This is a genomic window from Chitinophaga polysaccharea (genome assembly GCF_007829335.1).
In the GTDB taxonomy this organism is placed as follows: domain Bacteria; phylum Bacteroidota; class Bacteroidia; order Chitinophagales; family Chitinophagaceae; genus Chitinophaga; species Chitinophaga polysaccharea_B.
The window spans coordinates 522,652-545,700 of record NZ_VIWO01000003.1 but is presented as its reverse complement, the minus strand read 5'-3'; the positions used below and the strand labels follow the sequence as shown (position 1 = coordinate 545,700).

19 protein-coding genes are annotated in these 23,049 nt (G+C 45.5%); 5 read left to right on the top strand and 14 right to left on the bottom strand.

Features of this window, described 5'->3' with window-relative positions; all coding sequences use genetic code 11:
• Positions 1 to 2: 2 nt before the first annotated feature.
• The 4 genes from FHW36_RS13795 to FHW36_RS13780 are packed head-to-tail and all read right to left on the bottom strand — an operon-like array spanning position 3 to position 3,665.
• Entirely contained in the window at positions 3 to 779 is a 777-nt protein-coding gene (locus FHW36_RS13795) for an SDR family oxidoreductase (RefSeq protein ID WP_145669827.1), read from the bottom strand.
• A complete protein-coding gene (locus FHW36_RS13790) occupies positions 773 to 1,825 on the bottom strand; it encodes a type III polyketide synthase (protein WP_145669826.1) in 1,053 nt (350 codons plus the stop codon). The genes FHW36_RS13795 and FHW36_RS13790 overlap by 7 nt, the downstream gene beginning before the upstream one ends.
• Positions 1,822 to 2,535 (bottom strand): methyltransferase domain-containing protein, encoded by a 714-nt coding sequence (locus FHW36_RS13785; protein WP_145669824.1) that lies wholly within the window; start codon positions 2,533 to 2,535, stop codon positions 1,822 to 1,824. The genes FHW36_RS13790 and FHW36_RS13785 overlap by 4 nt, the downstream gene beginning before the upstream one ends.
• Positions 2,526 to 3,665: an NAD(P)/FAD-dependent oxidoreductase gene (locus tag FHW36_RS13780; protein WP_145669823.1), complete on the bottom strand. Its 1,140-nt coding sequence runs from the start codon at positions 3,663 to 3,665 to the stop codon at positions 2,526 to 2,528. Before FHW36_RS13780 ends, FHW36_RS13785 begins: the two co-directional genes overlap by 10 nt.
• A 232-nt stretch (positions 3,666 to 3,897) precedes the next feature.
• On the opposite strand from FHW36_RS13780, the gene FHW36_RS13775 reads away from it, so the two are divergent.
• A complete protein-coding gene (locus FHW36_RS13775) occupies positions 3,898 to 4,206 on the top strand; it encodes a histone-like protein 2 (RefSeq protein WP_145669822.1) in 309 nt (102 codons plus the stop codon).
• Positions 4,207 to 4,277: 71 nt separating this feature from the next.
• Here the strand turns inward: FHW36_RS13775 and FHW36_RS13770 are convergent, their stop codons facing one another.
• Positions 4,278 to 4,859, bottom strand: a complete 582-nt coding sequence (locus FHW36_RS13770) for a GNAT family N-acetyltransferase (RefSeq protein ID WP_145669821.1) — start codon at positions 4,857 to 4,859, stop codon at positions 4,278 to 4,280.
• Positions 4,860 to 5,241: 382 nt separating this feature from the next.
• On the opposite strand from FHW36_RS13770, the gene FHW36_RS13765 reads away from it, so the two are divergent.
• Both FHW36_RS13765 and FHW36_RS13760 read left to right on the top strand, forming a co-directional pair.
• Complete coding sequence (locus tag FHW36_RS13765) at positions 5,242 to 6,540, top strand: hypothetical protein (protein ID WP_145669820.1); 1,299 nt, start codon at positions 5,242 to 5,244, stop codon at positions 6,538 to 6,540.
• A 38-nt stretch (positions 6,541 to 6,578) separates the two neighbouring features.
• Positions 6,579 to 7,172 carry a hypothetical protein gene (locus FHW36_RS13760; protein ID WP_145669819.1) on the top strand — a complete coding sequence of 198 codons (594 nt, stop codon included), beginning with the start codon at positions 6,579 to 6,581 and terminating at the stop codon, positions 7,170 to 7,172.
• 70 nt (positions 7,173 to 7,242) lie between these two features.
• Here FHW36_RS13760 and FHW36_RS13755 read toward each other — a convergent pair whose 3' ends face one another.
• Together FHW36_RS13755 and FHW36_RS13750 are read right to left on the bottom strand one after the other, a co-directional pair.
• Entirely contained in the window at positions 7,243 to 9,471 is a 2,229-nt protein-coding gene (locus FHW36_RS13755) for a DUF5703 domain-containing protein (protein WP_145669817.1), read from the bottom strand.
• Between the two features lie 490 nt (positions 9,472 to 9,961).
• On the bottom strand, positions 9,962 to 12,691 hold the full coding sequence (locus FHW36_RS13750; RefSeq protein ID WP_145669815.1) for a glycoside hydrolase family 38 N-terminal domain-containing protein: 2,730 nt from the start codon (positions 12,689 to 12,691) through the stop codon (positions 9,962 to 9,964).
• 768 nt (positions 12,692 to 13,459) lie between these two features.
• Between FHW36_RS13750 and FHW36_RS30510 the strand changes: the two genes are divergently transcribed.
• Entirely contained in the window at positions 13,460 to 13,597 is a 138-nt protein-coding gene (locus FHW36_RS30510; RefSeq protein WP_186452428.1) for a hypothetical protein, read from the top strand.
• 211 nt (positions 13,598 to 13,808) lie between these two features.
• On the opposite strand, the gene FHW36_RS13745 is transcribed toward FHW36_RS30510, so the two are convergent.
• The 4 genes from FHW36_RS13745 to FHW36_RS13730 form a co-directional block, all read right to left on the bottom strand.
• Positions 13,809 to 14,429 (bottom strand): hypothetical protein, encoded by a 621-nt coding sequence (locus FHW36_RS13745; RefSeq protein ID WP_145669814.1) that lies wholly within the window; start codon positions 14,427 to 14,429, stop codon positions 13,809 to 13,811.
• A gap of 134 nt (positions 14,430 to 14,563) precedes the next feature.
• On the bottom strand, positions 14,564 to 15,739 hold the full coding sequence (locus FHW36_RS13740) for a glycoside hydrolase 100 family protein (RefSeq protein ID WP_145669812.1): 1,176 nt from the start codon (positions 15,737 to 15,739) through the stop codon (positions 14,564 to 14,566).
• 2 nt (positions 15,740 to 15,741) lie between these two features.
• Positions 15,742 to 16,887, bottom strand: coding sequence for a glycosyltransferase family 4 protein (locus FHW36_RS13735; RefSeq protein ID WP_145669811.1), 1,146 nt, complete (start codon positions 16,885 to 16,887; stop codon positions 15,742 to 15,744).
• Positions 16,884 to 17,540, bottom strand: coding sequence for a PIG-L deacetylase family protein (locus FHW36_RS13730; RefSeq protein WP_145669810.1), 657 nt, complete (start codon positions 17,538 to 17,540; stop codon positions 16,884 to 16,886). Before FHW36_RS13730 ends, FHW36_RS13735 begins: the two co-directional genes overlap by 4 nt.
• Positions 17,541 to 17,853: 313 nt before the next feature.
• Between FHW36_RS13730 and FHW36_RS13725 the strand changes: the two genes are divergently transcribed.
• A complete protein-coding gene (locus tag FHW36_RS13725) occupies positions 17,854 to 19,677 on the top strand; it encodes an ABC transporter ATP-binding protein (RefSeq protein WP_145669808.1) in 1,824 nt (607 codons plus the stop codon).
• Between the two features lie 67 nt (positions 19,678 to 19,744).
• Here the strand turns inward: FHW36_RS13725 and FHW36_RS13720 are convergent, their stop codons facing one another.
• The 3 genes from FHW36_RS13720 to FHW36_RS13710 form a co-directional block, all read right to left on the bottom strand.
• On the bottom strand, positions 19,745 to 20,581 hold the full coding sequence (locus FHW36_RS13720) for a glycosyltransferase family 2 protein (protein ID WP_145669806.1): 837 nt from the start codon (positions 20,579 to 20,581) through the stop codon (positions 19,745 to 19,747).
• 397 nt (positions 20,582 to 20,978) lie between these two features.
• The gene (locus FHW36_RS13715) at positions 20,979 to 22,442 is read right to left on the bottom strand and encodes a DNA/RNA non-specific endonuclease (RefSeq protein ID WP_145669805.1); all 1,464 of its coding nucleotides are present in this window, start codon (positions 22,440 to 22,442) and stop codon (positions 20,979 to 20,981) included.
• 98 nt (positions 22,443 to 22,540) lie between these two features.
• The gene (locus tag FHW36_RS13710; RefSeq protein WP_145669804.1) at positions 22,541 to 22,948 is read right to left on the bottom strand and encodes a hypothetical protein; all 408 of its coding nucleotides are present in this window, start codon (positions 22,946 to 22,948) and stop codon (positions 22,541 to 22,543) included.
• Positions 22,949 to 23,049 lie beyond the last annotated feature (101 nt).

Genomic DNA, 23,049 nt, shown 5'->3' with positions numbered 1-23,049 from the left:
GCCTAATGAATATGTGTGCCCCCATCAACGGGTATAATAGCCCCATTGATCCATGCGGCTTCATCTTTACACAAGAGGTATACCACGTTTGCCACATCTTCCGGTGTGGTGACCCGTTGAAAAGGATTACGTGCTTTACTATGCTGCAACAGCTCACTCCCACCGGGAATCCGTTGCAGCGAGGCGGTATCGGTAACGCCTGCACGAATACAGTTAGCGCGTACACCCTGTGGTGCAAACTCCAGCGCTATACTCCTGGTAATAGCTTCCAGCGCTGCTTTGGCGGCAGATACGGCGGCGTAATGGGGTATCGCTTTATAACTCCCGTCGCTGGTAAAAGACAATACCCGGGCGTCCGGAGCAAACAGCAAGTGTTGAAGTATAGCCGCCGTCCACTCATACAGGCTGGTAGCCATATGTGCCACCGTGAGCTGGAAATCATCGCCACTCAACGCCGGCATAGCTTTGATATTCCCCCTGGCAATGCTGTGCAACAGGCAGCGAACCCGCCCCTTAGCACCCATGGCAGCCTGTAATTGCAACAGGATATCGTTACGTTTTTCCGGATTCAATACATCAGCGTTGAAGTGCAGCAATTGCACGCCTGTTGCCTGTATAGCGGCAAAAGACTGCTCAATACCCGGCCATTCCACCCGCGTATTGCGGTGCACAATACAGATATTCATGCCGTGTGCCGCCAGCTTATGCGCAGCCGCGAGGCCCAGTCCTGTACTGCCCCCCAATATCAATGCCCAGTAATCGCTAAACTCTTTTACCATTGCAATAAAATTCGCTGTGCAGAAAATCCCGGTCCGAAACTCAGCATCAGCCCTTTATCTCCTTTGGGGAGCTGCCGGTCCATAAATCGTTCCAGTACATATAACACAGTGGCGCTCGACATGTTGCCATATAAGCGCAAAATTTCTTTGGTATCATCCAATTTCTTGCCCATGGTGCGGAAAAGATCTTCCACCAGGCTGATAATCTTTTTACCCCCGGGATGGAAAATCAGGTGGTCAATATCTTCAATAGTCAGCTGATGTTTGGCGAGAAAAGGGTGGATAATGTCCCCAAAGTGCGCTTCGATCTTCTCCGGCACCTCTACATCCAGTACCATTTTCAAACCGGTATTAGACAGGTGAAAACCCATCAGGTAATCAGCATCATAAAAATGATACATCTCCTCCCCGATGATCTCCGGCCCGGGGTCCTGCTCATAGGAAGACAAAATAGCGCAGGCGGCGCCATCCCCGAAAATAGCAGCGCTGACAATATTGGCCATAGAAAAATCATCGAGCTGGAAAGTAGCCGTAGGCGATTCCACGGCAATCACGGCGGCTCTTTTGCCGGGGTTAGCCTGCAACATCTTTTTAGCGTAAATAATGCCTGATACGCCGGCAGCACAGCCCATTTCCGTTACCGGCAACCGCACAATATCCTGCCGTAACTGCAATTCATTGATCAGGTAAGCATCCATGGAAGGAATCATGATGCCGGTGCAGCTGACGGTAATAATAAAATCGATATCAGCAGGTTGCAGCTGTGCTTTTTGCAGCGCATTTTGCAAACAAGCCTTTCCCAGCGCAATAGCCTCACGCATATAGAGATTGTTCTTTTCTTCGAAAGACGTTTTGGTAAACACCTCTTTCGGTCCCATAATCCCATAACGGTTATCTACGCCCGCATTCTCAAATATCTTCTTTACTTTCTTTACGAAACGCTCTTCCTGCCCGGATAACCAGATATCTAAGAAAGGAAAAATATCCTGGGTAGATCTGGTATAGGGGGGCAATGCTTTCGCGACAGACTGAATTTTAACGCTCATAAATTATTAATTATCCATTGATACCGGAAAGCCCATTTCCACTGAAGGGAATACCGACCGATATTGAGAACCGCTGATAGTTGATGTAATTCTTTTTTCTTGAAACCACGGAGAATAGACACCTGCCCGTCATACCTGACCATGCTGTTGAGATTAAATACTACGCAGACCAGTTGAAACAGCCGGTAGGCCAATGCACTCCGGTGAAGATCATTGATGACAATCCCGATTTTTGCCTGTTGCCTGAAAATATTCATCAGGTGGTAAATTTCTTCTTCTTTAAAATGGTGTAAAGTGAGGGTACATAAAATAATATCATATTGTTGTTGCTGAAAAGCAGGATCCATCATGTCCTGGCAATGATATTGAATATCCGGCCAGGAACCTGATAATTCCCGTGCATACGTTACCGTAGCCGGGTTAGCATCTATCCCTGCCAGTTGAAATAACCGGTTATTTTTCCTGGCATAATCCGCTAACTCCCTTAACATATCTCCATTACCACATCCCACATCCAGGATGGTAATCCGTTGGTGGACAGGAATATTCTTTATCAGTGCAGATACGCCATTCCTGGTAATACGGTTGCCTCCCAGGAGACGGTTGATTTTTGCAATTTTGTGCAGGGTATCTTTCAATAACACCCCTTCCATGTTAAAATCATCCATGATCTCAGGAGCCTGACTTCGATGCCGGGTATCTACACGCATACTTCGGCCCCCTTTAACGGTTTACCATGGGTATGCCTGATAATACCGGGCAGGAGTCCGGGAAAGATGATCAATCCCTTCATCATGGTAGCCGACAATTTTTCGTTGCTGAATAATCGGGATAGTAAACGGCCGGTGCGCATACGGCCGCTGAACATTTTATTCCAGGCTTTCGTATAATGTTGTTCCATCGTTAGTCTATTCCCCGCTGTTACATTGAAATAGGCCAGTACATTTTCCGCTGCTATCTGCGCGCTCTGGATGGCCATCGCCATACCATTGCCACAAAGGGGGTGGATAAGTCCTGCCGTATCTCCAGTCATTAAAATATGATTGACCACTTTTTCCTTTTCCGAGAAAGATACCTGGCTAATCGTTAAGGGTTTATCGAATAGCGGCGTACTTCTTTCAAAAATTTCTTTCAGGTGTGTATTCCGCGCCAGTACCTGTTCCTGGTGTGCTTCTATATGCTTGTAGCCTTTAAAACTTTCATAGCTTACCAGGTAACAGATGTTCAGGATATCATCTTCCACCTTGGAAACCCCACAATAGCCTCCATCGAAATTATACAGCCCTACGGTATCGGCAGGGAATTCACCACGGTAATGTCCTTTTACCGCCAGCCAGGGCGATTTTTCATTCATGAAGGGACGGCCCAACTTCAGATCCAACGCCGCCCTTTTGCCATATGCTCCCAATACCACCGGCGCTGAAAATACACCCTGCTCATTGGTATCGATAAAAAAACGGTCGTTTTCGAAAAATACATTGGTCACTGTATCTGTAATCAGCTCTACCCCATTTTGCAACATCTGCTGCATCAGGAACTGGTCGAATGCATAGCGGCTGATCCCAAAACCACCCAGTGGCAAATCCGTTTCCAGCGTTTTGCCATAATGATCTGAAATAATTAAACGGCTGATCCGGGAAGGACCTAAAACGGCGGGATCGGCTCCCAGCGACGCCAGGTAAGGTAATACCTCGTTGGAAACATACTCGCCACATACTTTATGTAACGGATAGGTGTTTTTCTCAATCACCGTTACATGCAATCCGGCCTTCGATAAATGAATGGCACTGGTGAGCCCTGACAGCCCACCCCCGATAATAATGACATCTCTTGAACCCATACCCCTATGGTTAAAACAATAACAAGCTCCTACACAATGTGGTAGCTTACCTCCAATATAACGAATTTATAATTGATTTCCCTTTCGCCCATTCAAAGTACCAGGAACACATATATTTATTTTTTACATTACACATACCTCTTTTGTCCAAAGGACTATAAAACTTAACATTGACAATATTATATAATTGTTAATTTTGAATATCATCACTTTTTGTAAAAATTATAAATCCATGAGCGATTCCAGGAAACCAGTAGGCAAGCATCTGAAAAAAGAAGCTGGTTTAAAAGTTGCCGAAGTATTAACAGCCGCATTGGTTGATTTAAAAGAGAAACTGGGAGAGAAGAAATTCCTCCGCAATATTAAGAAAGCCAGTAAGGCCATGGTAGCAGGACTTTCAGACAAGAAAGCAGTAACGCCTAAAAAGAAAGCTGCTGGCAAAAAAACAGCTGCAAAAAAAACAACCGTCCCTAAAGCCAGTTCCCCGAAAACTGCCACCAAGAAAGCGGCTCCTAAAAAAGCGGCTGCCCACAAGAGCTAACTCAATAACCACGGTATAAAAAGTGTCTTTATTGTTCCGCTACATCGGAACAGCTGTCATTGTCATGCTGTTCAACGGCGGTCAATAAAGATACTTCCCGGCGGCGGATCGGTAGCCAACCGCGCATACATATTAATATCATAAGCCACACCATTCCACATCATCCCCTGCCGCAACAAGCCCTCATGTTGAAAACCTGTTTTCTCCAGCACCCGTTCGGATCCTGTGTTTCCCTGTAACACTTCCGCCTCGATCCGTTTTAACTGCAAAGTATCAAACCCATATTGTACCACGGCATTAATCGCTTCTGTCATAATCCCCTTGCCCCAGTATTCCTGCACCAGCGCATAAATTAATACCGCTTTATGACCCGCCACCCAACTGTTGAAACCGATGGTACCGATTAACTCCTGCTGATTTTCTAACGCAATCCCCCAGCGTATGGCCTGTTTATCCTGGAAACGCTGTTTCAGCATATCCACGATCTTCCTCACATCGGCCACTTCCCGCAATGGCACTACATGATAATACTGTGTTACCAGCTTGTCGGTAAACAGGTAAAATAAATCCGGCTGATGGACATGCTGTATTTCGATGAGGCGTAACCGTGAGGTTTGCAGTACAGGAAATTGATCGGGGAATAAATGGTGCATATTTATAAAAGTGGCTTGAAAAATTAAATATAGCACAGTTTTACTGTCTTCTATTATCTCTACTCAAAAAAAGCTATTCCCAGGAACTTTAAAAACATTGCAGACATAGCCCCTTCAAGGCTATTGTTGGAAAGCGTCACAAAATCAGGAAAAGGCTTCCCCCTATTAACACCGTTATTCAACCTGATGATATTTCAACATTAATACATCAACTCGAAGCATCAACGAGTGGCCCCGTTATTAAGCACTGGAAATTTAAGTACTACTACGTAATTATTTTTATCCGGTTTTTCACCGAAGCTGGCTTCATATGCCTGCGCTAGATTTGCCACCGCAAAGAGTAGCCCCTCTTTTATTTATCAAATTGTTATAAACAAGCATCATGTGTTCATTTTTTAAAAACTCCAAAACATTCCTCTTATTGGGCGGTATGCTGATCGCCCTTTACAGCTGTAAAAAGAACGATAACAATCAACCTGCAACGGTTCCCCAACATGGTACCGTACACGATAAAGGCGCCCCTGTGGGAGAAGCGGTACATGCCCAAATAGGCCCTGCTGGCGGCACACTTACCACCACCGATGGTCGCATGAAATTGGACGTGCCTGCAGGTGCAGTAACCAAAGAAACCGATTTTACCATTCAACCGGTTACCAATACATTGCCTGGTAGTCCCGGTAATGCGTATCGTCTGTTACCAGAAGGGCAAACCTTTACCAAACCGGTAACCCTCTCCTTCCATTACAACGACAACGACCTGGAAGGCACTGCAGCACAAGTATTATTCCTTGCATTCCAAAGCAACGATGGCATTTGGAGATGTATTCCGCAAACAGCTCTGGATGAAACGGCGCGCACGCTCACCGTCAATACCACGCACTTTAGCGACTGGGCGCCGTTTGCCGAATTCTGGCTGAATGTAGAACACCATGAACTGAAACCTAAAGGATCTACTACCGTCGACATTTCATCACCTTTCCTGCTGGCACCGCTGGGAAAAGACGATCCATTAGAAATAGCGGATACCCATGCTGAAGACAATCCTAAGAATATAAAGAACTGGCAGATATTCCAGGATGGTAAGCTCACGGTTGAGTCCAGCAACAAACGTGCGCTCTATACCGCCCCGGATCAGATACCAGGCCACAACCCGGTACAGGTAAGCGTAGAAATATACAATTTCATCCCTGCAGGGTATGTACGCCCAGGCGCTACCGGCAAAGCCGTGCTGCTGTCCAATATTTATATCGTGGATGAAACCTATTTCACTGCAGAAATAGATGGCATTCCGTATACCCTCAATAGTATCTTCTATATGATGGAAGATGGAAAGTTTATCATCAATGGTAATTTATCTGCCACCACCAGTATTATGCTGGTAACCAATGGCGCCAATTCCGGATTTTATCCATTCGCAGTAGAGGAAAGTGCAGGAACAGGCATCGCGGTATATAACGGCGGACCAGGCAATGGATACGTTCACAACTATACGCCTTGCATGTCGGACCCCATAGCCTCACCCGGCGGAATAGCGATAACGAAAACAGAAAAATCGGGAGATGTAGAATACCTGGAAGGTTCCTTTAGTGCCACTGTATATAAAGAGGAAGGCCTGTGCCCTAACCTGGTAGTGCGCCATAAAAATATGAAGGGCCGGTTTCGCGTCATCAGAAAAATGTAATCAACCCCATTACCAACATCCAATAAACGCTAGTTAATATGAGATTAAAATTACTCCGCTCCATAACAGGAACGGCATTAGCCACTATCTTGCTCAGCCTGAACATTGCCTGCAAAAAAAACAAAGACGATAAAGGCACTCCCGCTACTCCACGCACCGACATCACTACCGACATCGCCGGCGATTCCTGGTTTGGCCTCGATGAAGCAAATATGGATCCCGATCTGCATTTCAATCTTACAGTATACAATCCTACTACCGGCATTTGGTTTAACAACGCGCCTACCCCATGGGATATGGTACCGCGCCCAGGCAATGGTATCCGTTTCAGCGCTAACGGAGATTTTGAAATTTGCCGCTTTACCAGCTCAGGATTGGGTGGTTTGAAATCATATGCATTCTTTTATATGAAAGGTACCGCCGAACAAAAGGGAACCGATATCACCCTTCACCCTACTATCTATCGGAACAAATATAACAGCGTGAGTGATCCCAGCCTGGATTATGACAGGGAACTACCCAGGGATGCAATGAAGATAAAATATGCCACCCATCGGTATACCAACGGTTGGGATCATGTAGACATCACCTGGAGTGATAATACGGTTACCCGCTATTACCGGAAGTATTAAAAAATAATAGAAGCAAACGGGTTAAAAAATAAAGAGGGACCAGCTGTCCCTCTTTATTTTTTAATTTTCTCTATTTTTTCCCTTCCAGCTTCAACCGCCCATCTTCAACAGTACCTTTGTAAACTTTCTTCCCCGGTCCGGCTATTTTAAAACGCGCATTCCATTCCCGGGGCCATGCCGGCAATAACTGTACATCGTCGTCACCGTATTGGAGCAGCATACGCTGTAATGCAAGGGAGGCTACACTACCATGGTCCTGATCGGGTGTCCAGTCATAATTGGGTCCCCAAAAAGCGGGGAAACGAAAGTTGCTGTCCCATTTTGAAAAACTTTCCACAATCATTTTCCTCGCATTCTCCGCCAGTCCAAGATAAGCTGACTGAATTGCATTTTGTTGCCAGCCGCCGTTTTCCTTGTGTGCTGCTGCCGCAAATGTTCTGCGGGCCATTTCTATACCGGGTTTACCAACCCTGAACATCCGGTATGGAAATATGGCATACATTTCCGGGTTCTCCGAATTGGCCTTATTGCTGTAGCTATGCGCAGGCGCAAGCAGGGTATCATTACCCAGCATACGAATAGGTAATGCCGGCAAATCAGCTATTAATTTTGCCCACTTCGTTTTCCTTTCTTTGTTGGCCAGCTGCTCCGGTAAACGAAGCATTTTCCCCGCTACTACCGTAATGCCAACTATTTCAGGTAGTGGATTCACGGCGGTGTGAAAAGTTTCCAGTGACATAGCAGGATCAAAAAGTATTTTTCCGTCGCTACCACGTTTCCAGTGCTGGTCATAGAAAGTAAGTATCTCAGATACAAACGGAACTAAGGTATCTTTTGCAAATTGGTCGTCCTGCGTGAAAGAATAGTAGTCCAGCATCATGAGCGACAGTTCAAGTCCGCTTTGCCAGTAATAACGTACATAAGGATTCTTCACGTAACCATCTGCTATATTTTCGCGGTTACATCCATAATCTCCATCTGCATAAGTGCCCCAGAAATTCATGGTTTCAGGAAAGAATGCGCCACTATGTCCATAATATTTTGTGGTGGCCGCTTTTCGCAGGGGGAGCGCCTTCATATACATGGAAAAGAGTGGTGCCATCAGGTCAAAGTCGCCCGAAGCAAGCAACGACCAATATGGCAAACGCGTATTTTGCCACCAATAACATCCTCCCCAACGGCGGAAATCGGCATTGAGCCCGTGATATTCGTCATTACGGTGATAGGTATCCGCTGTAAAAATGCTGCCGTTAAACTTAATGGGGGAGCCTCCTCTTCCACTACCCGCATTCATGAAACGTTGTAAAATATAGCCTCGTGTTACCGTTTCCGCCTCAGTTCTATTTACCGAATCTTTTGCAGTGAGGAAAATATAAGAGCGGTTCCAAAAACCGGCCCACCACGCCTTGTGGGCCACCTCCCGCCTGGATGCTGGAATGGCCTTAATGGATTTCGCCCGGGCAAGAAGCGTTTGTATCCACGCTGCTACCTCACCTGTTTGTGTAAAGGGGAAAATATTTACCCGGAAACTATTAGCAGCGTTGTCGCTTACAAGCACGGTATCTGCAATATTTCTCATCCCCGAAGCGTCAATCAATAATCCAAAATTCCGGTGAAGCAATGGGTCCGGGCTTTGCGCCGCAACAGCAGACAATGCCTGTATTTCCATATTATTCTTCCAGATAGAATTAACATTATGGTGAAAAGCAATGATTGTCTCTGTGTTATTCAACATCAGCGAATCAGCTTCTGCATATATCACTTTCGAACAATCACCCGACATCTGCCTGTTTCCAAGCCCCCAAACACTCCATCCCTCATTCCCCGTCAATACCGTCCGCTCTTCACGCCAGTTTTCATAAGTCACCCGTACATTCACGGGTTTACTGCTTTTCACATCCACCTGCATAACAGGGTGATTGGCATCTATCCAACATTTGATTTCCGTGCCTCCATAGCTGACCAGGATTTCTCCTTCCGGTAGCTTCAACTCCTGTAAAAAGTCCTTTTCGTTAAATGGGTTAGGTGTAACAGACACCCGCACCTTCCCCAACTTCACCAGGCGCCCCAGGTCATCCCAGGCGTCCGTTTTGGAAACATAAAACGAAAGATCTCCGTTGGCTTCCACCCATACGTTGGCGCCAATATCACCGTTACCAATAGGCATAGACCCCTGTGAATTAATACCAGGCGTGTTCCACCTTATATTATAATCTTCCAGCGTTGTTTTCTGCGCGTAAACTATCAATGTATTTAATAGACAGCTCAGCAGCACCGTCGTTATTCGAATATTTTTCATAACGCAATAAATTTGTATCCGCCGCCTTAACCAGGAAAACCTGGCACAGTTGACAAAATCAGTAAAGTGTACCGCTAATAGTGTTATTGTTAGTAATCCTACGCGTATGCTTACTCCGGGCATCTTTTTCTGTGCTTCCTCAGCCTTCATGGTTTTAAGGGCACAGTCTATCATATCAGTGCTGCAGTACTGTATAATATCCTTTACCGGTGTGTATAGCCAATGTCGAAATGCGTTTTAAAAACGACGATGATCTCTTTCACAGGTGTGTTGACAAGCGAATCCCCGGAATGCCTGTTTTTTTTTTGCGACGGAATTTGGCTTCATCTCTTTACTGTAGCTATGTGCAGCTGCACCAATATTAAAAAGCTACCTTGGATTTTTTTATAGTTACGATTTTTTTTGTCAAGCCTTAATGCATGGTGCTGCCGTCCCGTTGATTACGGCGGCCAGCGATTGCGGCGCGTATGGCTCAACAGCATATAAGGAACTACTTCAATATAAATGTCCGTGGCTGGTTAGCGCCAATTTCAAATGTAAAAGAGCTGTTTGAAATTACAATCCCGTTTTTATCTAACAATTCCCCCCGCAAATTACACAGGTAGGCTTTTTTGAATGAAGCATTCCCGGGAAGCGTTACGGTACATTTCCCTGAACGACCTGCTTCTTCCCAAAACCGGATCTTCGCTTCAGCCCCGGTTTTGTTGAATGAAGTAACCAAAATCCCTTTCCGGTCAAGTGAAAGACCGCTTTGGATATTCGGCAGCTCACCGCTGGTTTCATAATTATACGCAAATGCCAACCCTGTTGGCGCATAAAAAGCTGCGCTCAATGGCGTGCGTGTTTCTTCTGCGGGAGTAATGAAGGAGGAAGCTGCATCATAGTTTTTGTAGCTCCAGATATAAAATTTCGCCGCGTGTGATCCCTCTACCCATTCAGTGAAATTTGTACCCCAAACATTGTTGTAAAGGTTAGAGAATACTGTGCCGGTAGAAAGTGTTCTTGTTTGGGAATAAACGCCTATTCCTGGCTGATCGATACTCACACCTGGCGTATGTGGGCAATTCAGCCCAATACCGCCCACGTTATCATACATTGCCATCGCGGTGTTGAGAAAATAAAAATCGTGATTGGTCTTGTTCACCAAATCCTTTTGCGGATCTACTATACCACCGGTACGCAGCAACCGGTATTCCGGTTTGTTTAAGGCAAAGGGGAAAGCCAGCCAACCCGCTTCAGGATTGGATACAGGCTTCTTGCCATCCAATCCAACGGTAATTTCTATATAGGGTTGGTTTTCATAAAGCGTATAACTAACCAGGTAACGCTGCGCACTGCTGTCATTTAGCTGGCACATAGCTGTGGCACGTATCATACTTTTGTCTTTAAGCCATTCTATTCTATCACATCTTCCCGTGAATCTTATGCGTTTTTGATTTGCCAGCTGATCTTTTAACCGGATGAACTCCTGACCAGCCCATCCCTCGTTTCCCGGCTTTATGTAATTATTGTTGTAGGTGGCTACGTCTTCTTGCCCCAGCTGTTCATAAACATACTCGCCAAAAGCATATTTACTCTGCGTATCCACCAGCTCCCGGTTGTTTTGTTTATCAAAGACCGACAGCAATGTTCCTGTAGAGGAGTTAATCGTCAATTTGAAATATTTATTCTCAAATATATTGTTTTGCTCATTAGCTGAAAGCGTTGGAGAAATGTCTGTATGCTCATCAGAAACAACAAAGGTTTTATATCCGCCGGCTGGAATATCAGTGGCATCAAAAGAAAGCAGGTTATGATCCTGGTATACGGGAATAATCTTTCCTGTTTCCAGATCTTTCAATGAGGTAACGGGTGGCACAGGATGTAACGGGTTTTCGTATTCGCTCTGGAACAACGCAACCCGCCCGCTTCTTTTCCAAGGCAGGGGGTTGTAAACAGTAACGTGTGCTGATTTATCCTGTACAGATTTCACTAACTCAAAAAGGAGATTACGTTTTAGTGGCCATATGGTTCTTTCTGCCATTTTTGTATAGGCTGATTTCTCCTCCCATGACTTTTCCAGGAAGTAGTAATTGCCGGCAGCCTTGTTAATTTTAAAGTCATCTCCATATTTCCAAAACGATTGATGTCCGTGCGAAATGGCAGCGCCAAATGTATGTTCGTCAAATAATAACATGTTCTCCATTGCTTTATTGACGTACCGGTCTATTGAAACATTTTTCCCTTTCCATAAGTTCATATGGGTATTCAACTGCTCGGCCACATAAGTTTCGCGTTGGAAAACTTTATTTGTTTTCACTTCTTCGGGCATCGACATAAAGCCATGAATCCAGGTATCCGGCATATCGCCTTTTATAACCGGCAATTTTGGATTTTCCTTCATCAACAAGTCGTAAAAATCAGCAATTCTTCCGATATGTATCCGCGCATTGGGCATTTTTTCCTTTGCTTCCTTTATCAAAGCAGCTACATCTTTAGGGTCCGGCGCACCCGTATTTTCATGCGTATGGATCATGGCCAGCCATGTTTTATGCGGCCAATTTTTGGGTGGCAAAATTCCGGAACCATAATATTGTGCCCAATAAAAAGTGAGGAGTTTCGAGCCATCCGGTCCCTGCCACCAAAACAAGGTGGGCACGTCGGGTGAAGCTGAACCGGGGTTACAACCAATATGCAAAATATCTATGCCTGCATTTTTTAATAATGTCGGAATGACCCACGAATGCTCAGGCACATCAGTGAACTTGGCGTCACGGGCAGGTTCAAGTCCTAACCGGCGATTGATATTGTCGGCAAATGACAGCCCCCGGGTAAGGTTTTCCATGTCGCTCGACTCGGTTTCCAGCGTAAAAGGCAGCGCATGCGGGATGATGCGTTTTTCTTTAATGGCCTTTTCCAACCGCACTTTATTTTCAGGCGTACAATTGTCAAGCATGTATTGCAAAGGCCAGGCAGGGATGGTCCATACAAACTGCTCACTCTTGGGTAGCGAAGCCGTTTGATCAATGAAGCTCAGTGTTTTTTCCAACATGTGACCCGAATATTTTTGAAGCACAGCCTCCGCCCAATCTGTATAGCCGATATCAACGTGCATTTTAAAAGCTACCACAATATCTGTAACCGTATTATTTACGGCCCCATTACCAGCATCCACAGCGGCAATCTGTGCATTTAACATCACTGGAAAGGTTAATAAAAGGATCAGTTTTAGCAATTTCATATGGAATAACCTGTATTTACTTTAAAGTATATATATTAACTACCCTATCACTCAGCTCCTTTTTAAGCTAACATCTTTTCTATCTCTTCCAGGCTTTTCCTTTTGTTTCCATTAGCTTACGCTTAGCATAGAAAAAAGAAAGCAAACAGAAAAAAGAAAAATTAAAAAAGGTCGCAGCGATTCCTAAACAATCTCTCATAACGGGAAACAGTTTCACGAACCAGTGGTCATAATAAAAACCTATACTACCGTACCCCGTATATGTGCAGGATTGGCTAGTCCCAATATGACCTGGTGAAAAGAACATCGTTCGTAACAATACCTGCCGACTTCATGATAGTAGGGCCATAAAAGAGAATGCCATTTTTCCTGTTCCCGGTTTTCATCCGTGTCCGAGCATTTAAAATTTATTGGTAAATCAATCTCTTGCTGCCAGGAGATACCAGGTTCCGAAAGAGATCATTAATGGTAATTTCCGGATCGTTTCCCGAGGCTATATATGTATATATGTACAAACATATCTCTAAATTGATAATTTCCAAAATATTTTCTTTCAAAATCGCAGTTAAATCCCATGAAAAATGGGGTTTACAATATACTCCGGGTAAACAGGCGCCCAAGAATCAATATAGTAACAATAAATAAGCGTCTAAACAGATCCGGGAGGCTAATTCCTGTTTGTGGTAAGTGGTAATGCCATCGTTACTCCCTGCTACGCTACGCACTGTAGATAAAGCAGTTGACCCGGTAACAATGCAAATATATGCTATGAAACGACCAGCCTGGTTAAAAGCGAATCGCTTTCTGAAAAGGATGGCAGCGCCTGGTCTCAGCTGTAATTCGCCCGCTAAAAATTTACCGGTAGCTTTCGTATTGATTTCTTCCCTGGAGAGATTAGCCCATTAATTATATTGCCTGAAAAAGTAAATCATATTTCAAAAAATCAGTAAAATGATATCAATATGTATATATGTATATACATTTAAAGAAATAAATTCCCGGCTGGGTGAACCGGTGGGAATACTAAACGGCAAATCCCCATACGAAAAATACAATGCCCCCAAAAGTTTCCAACTTTTGGGGGCATTGCAAAAAAGATGCTTCTTATTTTTATATTTTACTTCTTCACACACTTAACCACCTGCGACCCCGAGAGCTTTGTTCCCGGCGCATTTACCTGGGCCAGGTCTACAGTCAGTACTAAGGTATCTCCACTCCAGGATATTTTAGCAGCTCCGCCGGTTGATTCGGTACCAATCATACCCGAAACATCCTGGATGAATCCTTTCTCCATATAAATTGTATTATCATCCAGCTGCTTATAGGGAGCGGAAGAATTATATGGAGGCAAAGCCATACCCAGTGGCATAGTCATATCATTCAGTACGGTGCTGCCTTCAGATAAAACTGATCTGATACTTCCATCTAAAATATAACCCAAGTTTTTAGCAGTCATATTTTTACCGTCAAAAATAATATCACCCTGGTTGTCGACAGTTTTGTAAGAACAGGTCATTACAGCTGTCATTCCCTGCTGGGAAGAAGTGGCCACACTATAATTTGTGGCGCCTACAAAGCTCCAGGTGCCTTCTACTTTACTCTTGCCACCACCTGTGGAAGGTGTACCAGGGGGATTCACCGGCGTGGGGCCATCGGGATGCGCCATTTCAAGACTGCCACAGGCACTAAGGGTTAGCAGGGAAAACGCCAACAGATACAGGGATGTAAAACGACTCATTTTCATCGGTTTAAAAACACAAAAAGGGATTATGGTGCAAAGATAGGGGCTGGAAGTAATTATGAAGGGAATTAGTTACACATAATTATCTAGCTAATAGCACATCTTCAACACGGAAAGGATTAAAGCCATCCCTACCCCGCCATCCTGATCTCCTCAAAAAAAGGTGTCCGCCTTTCTGCTACACATTTCACCGCATATAGGTACAGCGCCGCGCTCCAGGTCTGCCATTCCTGCCCTTTGGCGCTTCCATCCTGCGCTTTAAGCCACTCGTTAAATCCATATGGTACAGTGCCGCTATTGCTGATGGTCACTACCCGTGTCAGTTCCACCAGCTTTTCTTCCGCCAGCCGGTACTTTTTGGCGGCCACCAGTGCGGCGATATAAAAGCCGCAGATAAATGGCCAGATGCCTCCGTTGTGATATTCTCCCGGCTGGTTGAAGATGGCATATCGCTCATGCCAGTCGTAATCTCCCGGCTTCGTATAGGGGAAGAAGTTAGGCGGCAGTTTTACGGCCAGCTGTCCGCTGTTGATCAGGGCGGCGCATTCTTCTTCAATCCAGGCCACCATTTCAGCAGCACGCGTGGGTGGCGCTATGCCGGAAAGAATGGCCAGGCTATTGCCCAGCAGGTCGAACCGCTCGCTGCTCAGTACTTTATACGACCACATAGCATAGTAGGGTTTATACTTCACCATCAGTCCTTCATGTACATGCCGGTGTTGTACACCGGCAGTGATGGTAAACCTTCCCATGTCTTGCTTTACTTTCGCTGCGCGTTCATGATGACCTAATATCCGCAGGTAGCTATATACCAGGGTGTTTACGAATAGCCCATAACCTAATACCCATTGCTCATCCCGCCAGTCGCTGGTAGGCTGCTGTGCTACCAGGTAACGGTCAGATGGCGTCTGGTATTCCATCCAGGTGAGCGATCTGTCTACCGCTTCTTCCAGGAAAGTGGTATCGCCGGAAAACTGCCGGTACATCCCTGTCGCCAACAGGAATAAAGGGGTGCTATCGCTGGAACCCAGGTCCTCTTTATCATGTACCAGGGAGGCAATATGTCCGTGCCGTGTCTGGTTTTTGGCCAGCGTTTCCAACACCCGCTTAATACTTTTGATGAGTACTTCATTCCCTGTTACTGCCACACCGAAAAACGACAGCAACAAATCCCTCGTATACGGCTCGGGATAGCCCCAGCCTGCAGTGCGGGGCAAACCATGAAACGGACCGTTTACATTATGCAGTAATACCTGCAGGGCAGCATCTCTTGCCGCGTTGATCGTTACCCAGGTAGCAGCTTCCATGTTCAATGAATATTAAGTTTTTCTTCCAGTATCTGCACAAATTGCCGGGCTACCGTGCGATAATCAAATTTGGAGGTTACCCGCTGCCGTGCTGCGTGTCCCAGTTGGCCCCGGTAAGTTTCATCATTCATTAATCGTTGCAAATGCGCGCGGATATCGTTGATGTCTGCACGGTAATCTACCGTACGTGGCGTACCGAATACCACTTTATGATTTTCCGGGTAGCCGGACTCCAGCCCCAGGATGACTTCATTCACTACAATTTGCTCGGCTACTTCAGCCATCAGGGCTGTTTCTTCATGTACCAACGTGTCCAGCATCCCCATGGCCTGAATACCGATCACCGCCTTACCACAGGCGCCGGCTTCTACCTGCGGCATGCCGAAACCCTCTAACCTCGACGGCCCCACGTACAGGTCGCAGGCATTGAGCAGGTACGGCATATAGTTTCGGGATACGATACTGGTCACATACTGTATTTTATGTTCTAGTCCCAACTGTCGCGCCAACTCCATATCCAGCTCATTTTGCAGCCGGGTACGTGGCTGCGGCCATACTTTACAAATATATTTCCAGTTGGAGGGTATGTCGCCGGCTAATCTTGCCAGCGCCTGCATTACTTCCCTGGCCCCTTTGGAACAGGCGTCCCCTCCTACGGTCAGCAGCATTAGCTCATCCGGCTTTACCCCCAATGAAGCGCGAACGGCGCTCACCCTGGGATGTTCTTTGGGCAAGGGTGTAAACAGGTCGGTATTGCACCCTACCGGTAATACCACGATGCGATCGCCGCAGATGCCATCACGTATATACATTTCCTTTACCCACTGTGAGGTGACTAATATCAACGGCAATTGGTTTAATACCTCCTGGTAGTTGGCGATATAACCATCTGCTACCAGCCAGGGGACCGGCTGCAAACCAAATTGCTGTGGATGCAGCACCAGCTGTGGCGTATATCCCCAGTAACCAACACCCAATACGATGTCTGGTTTAAACCATTGGTAATACCACTCTTTTTCCAGGGGTGAATCGTAATGCACAGCATGTGCTTCTACGCCGATGTCCAGTAAACCCTGGTACAATAAATTGCCTTGTGTGGCCAGTCCTCCCGGGGCTGGCGGATAGTCGTATAACAAAAGTATTCTCATAACGATGCAGATAAAGTATGAAGCCACTGCAGGGCTTCCTGAGGATGATGAAAACACCAGAATGCTTCTGCCAAAGGCGTGGTGGCTGCTTCCCAGCTATCTTCCCTAAAACCGTACGTGTTAGTCATCAACGCATATTTCCGCTGCCAGATCTCTTTCTCCAGTACATGGTAAATGGTAGCCTGCGGCACTGCTTCCGGATAATAAGCCCGCTGCCCGTCTTCATAAGCAAATACCCATAGTTCTGTTGCCTCCAATTTTCCTGCCGCCCATAAGGCAATCACTGCCCTGCTCACTTCTTCGTGACGCCGGTGCCGGGTATATTCTCCCTGTGGATGATGCGTAATAATAAGATCATAATGTTGTGCAGGCAACAAAGAAAGTACCTGGTGTTCTACTTCAGCTTCCGGCAAAGGCGTCTGTTCCGGCCCATCTTCCAGGTCTCCCAATACACCCTGTGCGCCTAATGCCTGTAATACTTTGAAAAATTTCGGCGCCCGGTCAGGATCGCTGGCCCGGCAAAGCCCTGCCACAGTCCAATCCCATTGCGGGTGAAACAGGATCGTTCCACCGGCCCATAATGTTTCGTCATCTGGATGAGCTACCACAACGGCAGCCTTCTTTTTCAGAACTGTAGGGGTTTCCGGGTGCATGGCTATTTGAATTTAATGGAGGATAAATAGGGGTATTTAAAGTTACTGAAACTTACGCAGGCTGACAAGACAGGCAAAACCTTATCAGCGGAAATTGCCGCCCCGCACGTAAATCTTTTGACAATTGAGGCAAAAGGGTTATTTTTGGAGATTGATCACAGTATTTACTGGTGATCTGCAGGCTTGAATGTGTGTTCAAAAAATAATTCTTTAAGTTATTGATAAATAGGAAATTAAAACTTAAGGAACCGCATCAGCAACGATGCGGTTTTTTTTATGCACCGTTCCAATCATTATTGATTATTATTTAAACATGAAGACATACTTCCGACTTTTATCATTTGCGAAGCCTATTAATAAATTTGCTTTCCCCTATATTATTTGCACGCTGCTGTCTGTTATATTCAGCACCCTCAATCTCGCACTGCTGGCTCCTTTGCTCGACACGTTGTTTAGCAAGGTGCCCGTAACGAAAGTGGTCCCGATGCCGGATAATTATTTCAAACTTTTTGAGATATTTAAACACTATACCTCTCTTATATCCGTAGAATATGGGCGGCTCACCAGCTTAAAGTTTGTGTGTATTACCATTGCTACCTCGGTGTTGTTGGGCAACCTGTTCCGCTACTTCGCCGATCGCACCATGGAAAACCTTCGCATTCAAACCTTGCTGAACCTGCGCAGAAGAGTGTTTAACAATGTAATGGACCTGCACCTGGGGTATTTCAGCAATGAACGCAAAGGTGATATTATCTCTAAAATCGCTTCAGATGTACAGGTTGTACAATTTTCCGTTACCGGCACACTCCAGGTATTATTCAAGGAGCCAGCCCAGCTGATAGCCTTCCTGGTAATGCTTTTCCTGATTTCTTATAAGCTCACGCTGATCTCCATGCTGGTTATCCCGGTGGCGGGCCTGGTCATATCCAGGATTGTAAAACGGTTAAAAACACAGGCTACCGATTCCCACGAAACTTATGGCATCATGATCAGCTACCTCGATGAGGCACTGAATGGGATCCGCATCGTAAAAGCCTTTAATGCGGTTAAGTTTATTACCGATCGCTTCGAAGGACAAAACAGGCGCTATTCAAAGATTACGCGCTCTATGGCTAAAAAGCAACAACTGGCTTCTCCCGTTTCTGAAACGCTTGGCGTATTGATGGTGGCCTTTATCGTGTTTTATGGCGGTTCCCTTATTATCAACAACCAGGGGGATATGGACGGTTCTACCTTTATCGTATATATTGCCCTCTTCTCCCAGATCATGCGCCCTGCTAAAGCGATATCCACTGCATTCAGTAATATCCATTCGGGCGTGGCTGCAGGCGAACGGGTGTTGCAGCTGATCGATGAAAAACCAGCGATCAACAACCTGCCGGGCGCGGAAGTACTGACCGGCTTTAATGATGCCATCCGCTTTGAAAATGTATCCTTCTCTTACGGCGATAAAAAAATATTGGACAATATAAATATTACGATCCCGAAAGGCACTTCTGTGGCGCTGGTTGGCCCTTCTGGTGGCGGTAAATCCACATTGATGGATTTAATTCCCCGGTTTATGGACCCGCAATCCGGAAATATAACGATGGATGGAAAAAACCTGAAAGCGGTTACCATGGAGTCGCTCCGCTCCCTGTTGGGCGTGGTGAACCAGGAATCTATCCTCTTCAACGATACCATTTTCAATAACATCGCCTTCGCAAAACCGGATGCTACGGCTGCTGAAGTAGAAGCGGCCGCCAGGATCGCCAATGCGCACGATTTTATTCTCAATACAGAAAACGGCTACCAGACAAATATCGGCGACAAAGGCTCCAAGCTTTCAGGCGGCCAGCGTCAACGTATTTGTATTGCCCGGGCTGTGCTATCCAACCCCCCATTGATGCTGCTCGATGAAGCCACATCTGCACTGGATACTGAATCGGAAAAACTTGTACAGGAAGCGTTGAATAACCTGATGCTCAACCGCACCTCCCTGGTGATTGCCCACCGCCTTAGTACTATACAAAATGCCGATCTTATTATTGTACTGGATGATGGTCGCGTAGCAGAACAAGGCACGCATACCCAATTGCTGGAAAATAACGGTATTTACAAACGCCTGATAGATATGCAGACATTTGCCAACTCATAAGCAACTATAACGCATAAAAAAAGCGGATGTAACCATATGGCTACATCCGCTTTTTTTATCAATATTTTTAGTCGGTCAACTGATGCTGATGATGGTGGTGATGGTGGTGATGCCGGTGATAACCATTCGCGCAGTAGGCAATCCCCCGATGCAAGGTATCCAGGTACACCCGGTAGTTAATCGTTTCCTGTCCCCGGTCATTATAAGGGTGATATAAGTGGTAGCACACCGCCTTTAGCTTTACTCTTTTCTGACGCAGCCCGGAGTTAATGAAACGTGCCGCCAATTCTATATCTTCATGGCCCCAGCCCGACAATTCATTGTTATAGCCATTCACTTTCATAAAGTCCTCTTTCCAGAAAGCACAATTGCAACCAATCCAGTTCCGGGAACGGCTGGTTCTCCTGATCAGTAAATAAGAAAGGAATGGAATACGAAGAGAGTTAAATTTATTACGTACATCGCTGCTAAGGGTATAAACAGGTTCAAAACTACCATTGCGGATACAACGCTTGGTGATCTTCTCCTGTAACAGTACCCGGCTTCCCCGGATATAATACCCTCGCTCGGCCTCGCTGATATGATCCTGTATGAAAAGCTCATGCAAAACAATATCTCCGTCAATCTGTATGATATACTTGGAAGAAGTACCGGTGATAGCCTGGTTAAGGATAAGCGTTTTGCGGAAACCTTCATCAGGGTGCCAGAAGTGCTTTACCGGAATATTGGTCTTTTTTCTGAACGCATCCACAACAGCCTTCGTAGGAGTCCCAGATCCATCATCCGCGATGATGATCTCATCAGGGAAAACAGTTTGTACCAAAACACTATCAAGTACCAATTTTAACGCTTCAGGCCAGTTATACGTTGTTATCAGTAAGGCCACCGACACTCTTTCACCCATATAGATTAGATATAAAATTAATATTTAAAATACTCACCTCGCTATCTCTGTAGCATATAACGCCGTCCTACCTTCATTATTTTATGTCCTGAGCTTTTTCACCTGCATAGTAGTATCCAGTCATGCGTTGCATATAATTAAGATTGTAGGTTTAATGCTGTAATAAATCGGCTAATTATATTTTCAAGTTAGCTTGTAATTACTAATAACGTTCCAAGGATTCAATAAGTTACATTCCAACGATACTTTCAATAAAATTATGCCAGTTTGGCCTTTTCCAGAATTTATCATGAGTTTTCTAAGGCTAAAAATGTTGGAATGGAAAAACATAATAATTTTATGCAATTTATAATATAATTATCATAACAACATAATATTTTTTAGATCACGAAAACCACTATTCTCCTGTATCAATTTTTTTAATCAGTTCCTGCCTTACTGCTGCTGGTATTTTGTCTAATAGTTTATAATGAGTGACCCGCTCAATATCATCCACTGTGGTCAGGTAAGCTGACCATCTCGTATTTACCTCGTTTTTATTAGGTGTATTTATGGCAATGATCCGGGTATGCTTATCTATACGTTGCAGGTCGTTATTTCCTTCCGGTAATATCACCAATATTTTCCATATATGATCGGGCACTATGATATTGCTATGGTCTATTGATTTGCTCATTCCCTTGCTGCCAACGCCCCCACTGCCATAACTTCCCATGATCACATACACCTCATTACCATCCATCACCAGCTCCCGCGTATAGTCTTCCAGGTTCTTCCATAAATGCTGATTGTGATTAGGCGCCTGGGGAATCATGTTGGTCATCAGGAAAGTAGCTTCATTGGCCTCGCGTGTAGCCGTACGATCACCGGAAGGGCAATTATGGCCTCTGTCAAAGCCGCTCCCTATATAGCTCGATTGCGTTACCTGGTACCAATCAACCGGCAAATCAGCATCCGGCCTGAAATCATTGGCACGCGACATAGACCCCAGGTCTTTACGCGACACATGCCAGCACACCCAATTGGGCGTCCCCCGGTCGCGGTTATAAGAAAGCTTGTAATAACCCTTATCCATCAGGTAATTGTTGGCCATTACCAGCGAACTTGCAGCACCACTGGGATTTCCCAGCAACAAATTATCATCGTCGCCACCAACACCACCAGCAGGCTTCGTGTCTGGGGCAGCCGGAGTCAATTGACCGCCGGCAGCTACCCGAAACACATCAAAGTTGATCCTGCTATTGCCTTTATCCGTTTTCCGGATATCAAATCGGATGGTACCTGTGCTGGTAGCAGCAGTGAAGGCAGCACTACGTAAAGTAGCGGCTGTAACAGTGACTGGCGCGCCTATACGAACATAACTTTGTCCCCGGTTCACAGATGCCCACAACTCCCAACTTCCGCTTTCATCTGCTCCATAGAGCGCATACTTCAACGTTACAGTAACAGTACCATTCACGGTGATATCAAAGTTCATCACCGCCATCCCATTGTCCCTGATACGCAATGCCTGGCTACCGGTTTTATGATCTTCGTCCAGGGCACCCGTAACGGCATCCTTGAATTTCCAGGGGCCACTCAACAAGGTCACTACGCCATTGTTGTAATTGGTTTTATTGCCCACTTCAAAGTCCTCCGCTAATAACGGCGCTGTGCGGGCAGCTGATTTATTATTTTTTTTCCGGTGAGATTTTTTCTTTGCAGTATGCGCAGATTTGCCCGGATCTCCGGGAATTTTGCGGGAACAGGTAGTAACGGCGAATGCAGCCAGTATTAATATAACAATAACGACTATACTACTGAAACCCTGGTTCTTCTTTTGTGTCTTTTGCTTTTTCTGCTTCTTTCTCTTCTTTGACATGGAATGGTAACGAACGCCCGCGAAGATAGAAAAAAGCAACAATCGAAACACTAAAAGTGTTTCGATTGTTGCTTTAAACTTTTACTTAAAAAATTCTGCTAGAAAAAAAGTTGTGACAACACGTTTGTTACATCATTGGTCTTGGGCTTCAATCCCAGTAATTTTGTGTATTGACTGATCGTGAGCAGTGTTTTCAGCTTGGAAAAAAGCCCGCTCTTCAAACCACCGAACTTCGACGTATAGGCGCTGGGGTTAGTTTGTTGTAAGGGCAGTATAGTCGCCTTCTTCTTCAAAAAAGTAGTCAGCAAACTTTGTACTTTGGGTTGCTGCGTATTGGTTAATCCCAGCGCAGGCGTAAGTTGACTTAATATACTGCCTGCATCCGGCAAAGCAGGGCTTTGTACTGTACCGGCAGCCTGCTTGGCCTTATCCAGGATGCTCTGCGCCTGTACGCCGGAAATACCTAAAAAACAAACACATGATAATGCGAGAACAATACGCTTCATAAAGAAGGGAATTTAATAATGGTGAAATAAATAGACTCTCCCACTAAATATAACGAAATACCCGCAATAACAAGCTGGCCGGTTCAAACAAAGAATTGACC

Coding starts and splice junctions, on each gene's coding strand:
- FHW36_RS13740 (WP_145669812.1), bottom strand. CDS start 15,739: ATGGAAGCTGCTACCTGGGTAACGATCAACGCGGCAAGAGATGCTGCC.
- FHW36_RS13790 (WP_145669826.1), bottom strand. CDS start 1,825: ATGAGCGTTAAAATTCAGTCTGTCGCGAAAGCATTGCCCCCCTATACC.
- FHW36_RS13755 (WP_145669817.1), bottom strand. CDS start 9,471: ATGAAAAATATTCGAATAACGACGGTGCTGCTGAGCTGTCTATTAAAT.
- FHW36_RS13765 (WP_145669820.1), top strand. CDS start 5,242: ATGTGTTCATTTTTTAAAAACTCCAAAACATTCCTCTTATTGGGCGGT.
- FHW36_RS13710 (WP_145669804.1), bottom strand. CDS start 22,948: ATGAAGCGTATTGTTCTCGCATTATCATGTGTTTGTTTTTTAGGTATT.
- FHW36_RS13785 (WP_145669824.1), bottom strand. CDS start 2,535: ATGCGTGTAGATACCCGGCATCGAAGTCAGGCTCCTGAGATCATGGAT.
- FHW36_RS13760 (WP_145669819.1), top strand. CDS start 6,579: ATGAGATTAAAATTACTCCGCTCCATAACAGGAACGGCATTAGCCACT.
- FHW36_RS13720 (WP_145669806.1), bottom strand. CDS start 20,581: ATGGGTGAAAGAGTGTCGGTGGCCTTACTGATAACAACGTATAACTGG.
- FHW36_RS13725 (WP_145669808.1), top strand. CDS start 17,854: ATGAAGACATACTTCCGACTTTTATCATTTGCGAAGCCTATTAATAAA.
- FHW36_RS13775 (WP_145669822.1), top strand. CDS start 3,898: ATGAGCGATTCCAGGAAACCAGTAGGCAAGCATCTGAAAAAAGAAGCT.
- FHW36_RS13735 (WP_145669811.1), bottom strand. CDS start 16,887: ATGAGAATACTTTTGTTATACGACTATCCGCCAGCCCCGGGAGGACTG.
- FHW36_RS13770 (WP_145669821.1), bottom strand. CDS start 4,859: ATGCACCATTTATTCCCCGATCAATTTCCTGTACTGCAAACCTCACGG.
- FHW36_RS13780 (WP_145669823.1), bottom strand. CDS start 3,665: ATGGGTTCAAGAGATGTCATTATTATCGGGGGTGGGCTGTCAGGGCTC.
- FHW36_RS13730 (WP_145669810.1), bottom strand. CDS start 17,540: ATGCACCCGGAAACCCCTACAGTTCTGAAAAAGAAGGCTGCCGTTGTG.
- FHW36_RS13795 (WP_145669827.1), bottom strand. CDS start 779: ATGGTAAAAGAGTTTAGCGATTACTGGGCATTGATATTGGGGGGCAGT.
- FHW36_RS13750 (WP_145669815.1), bottom strand. CDS start 12,691: ATGAAATTGCTAAAACTGATCCTTTTATTAACCTTTCCAGTGATGTTA.
- FHW36_RS13715 (WP_145669805.1), bottom strand. CDS start 22,442: ATGTCAAAGAAGAGAAAGAAGCAGAAAAAGCAAAAGACACAAAAGAAG.
- FHW36_RS13745 (WP_145669814.1), bottom strand. CDS start 14,429: ATGAGTCGTTTTACATCCCTGTATCTGTTGGCGTTTTCCCTGCTAACC.
- FHW36_RS30510 (WP_186452428.1), top strand. CDS start 13,460: ATGAAACGACCAGCCTGGTTAAAAGCGAATCGCTTTCTGAAAAGGATG.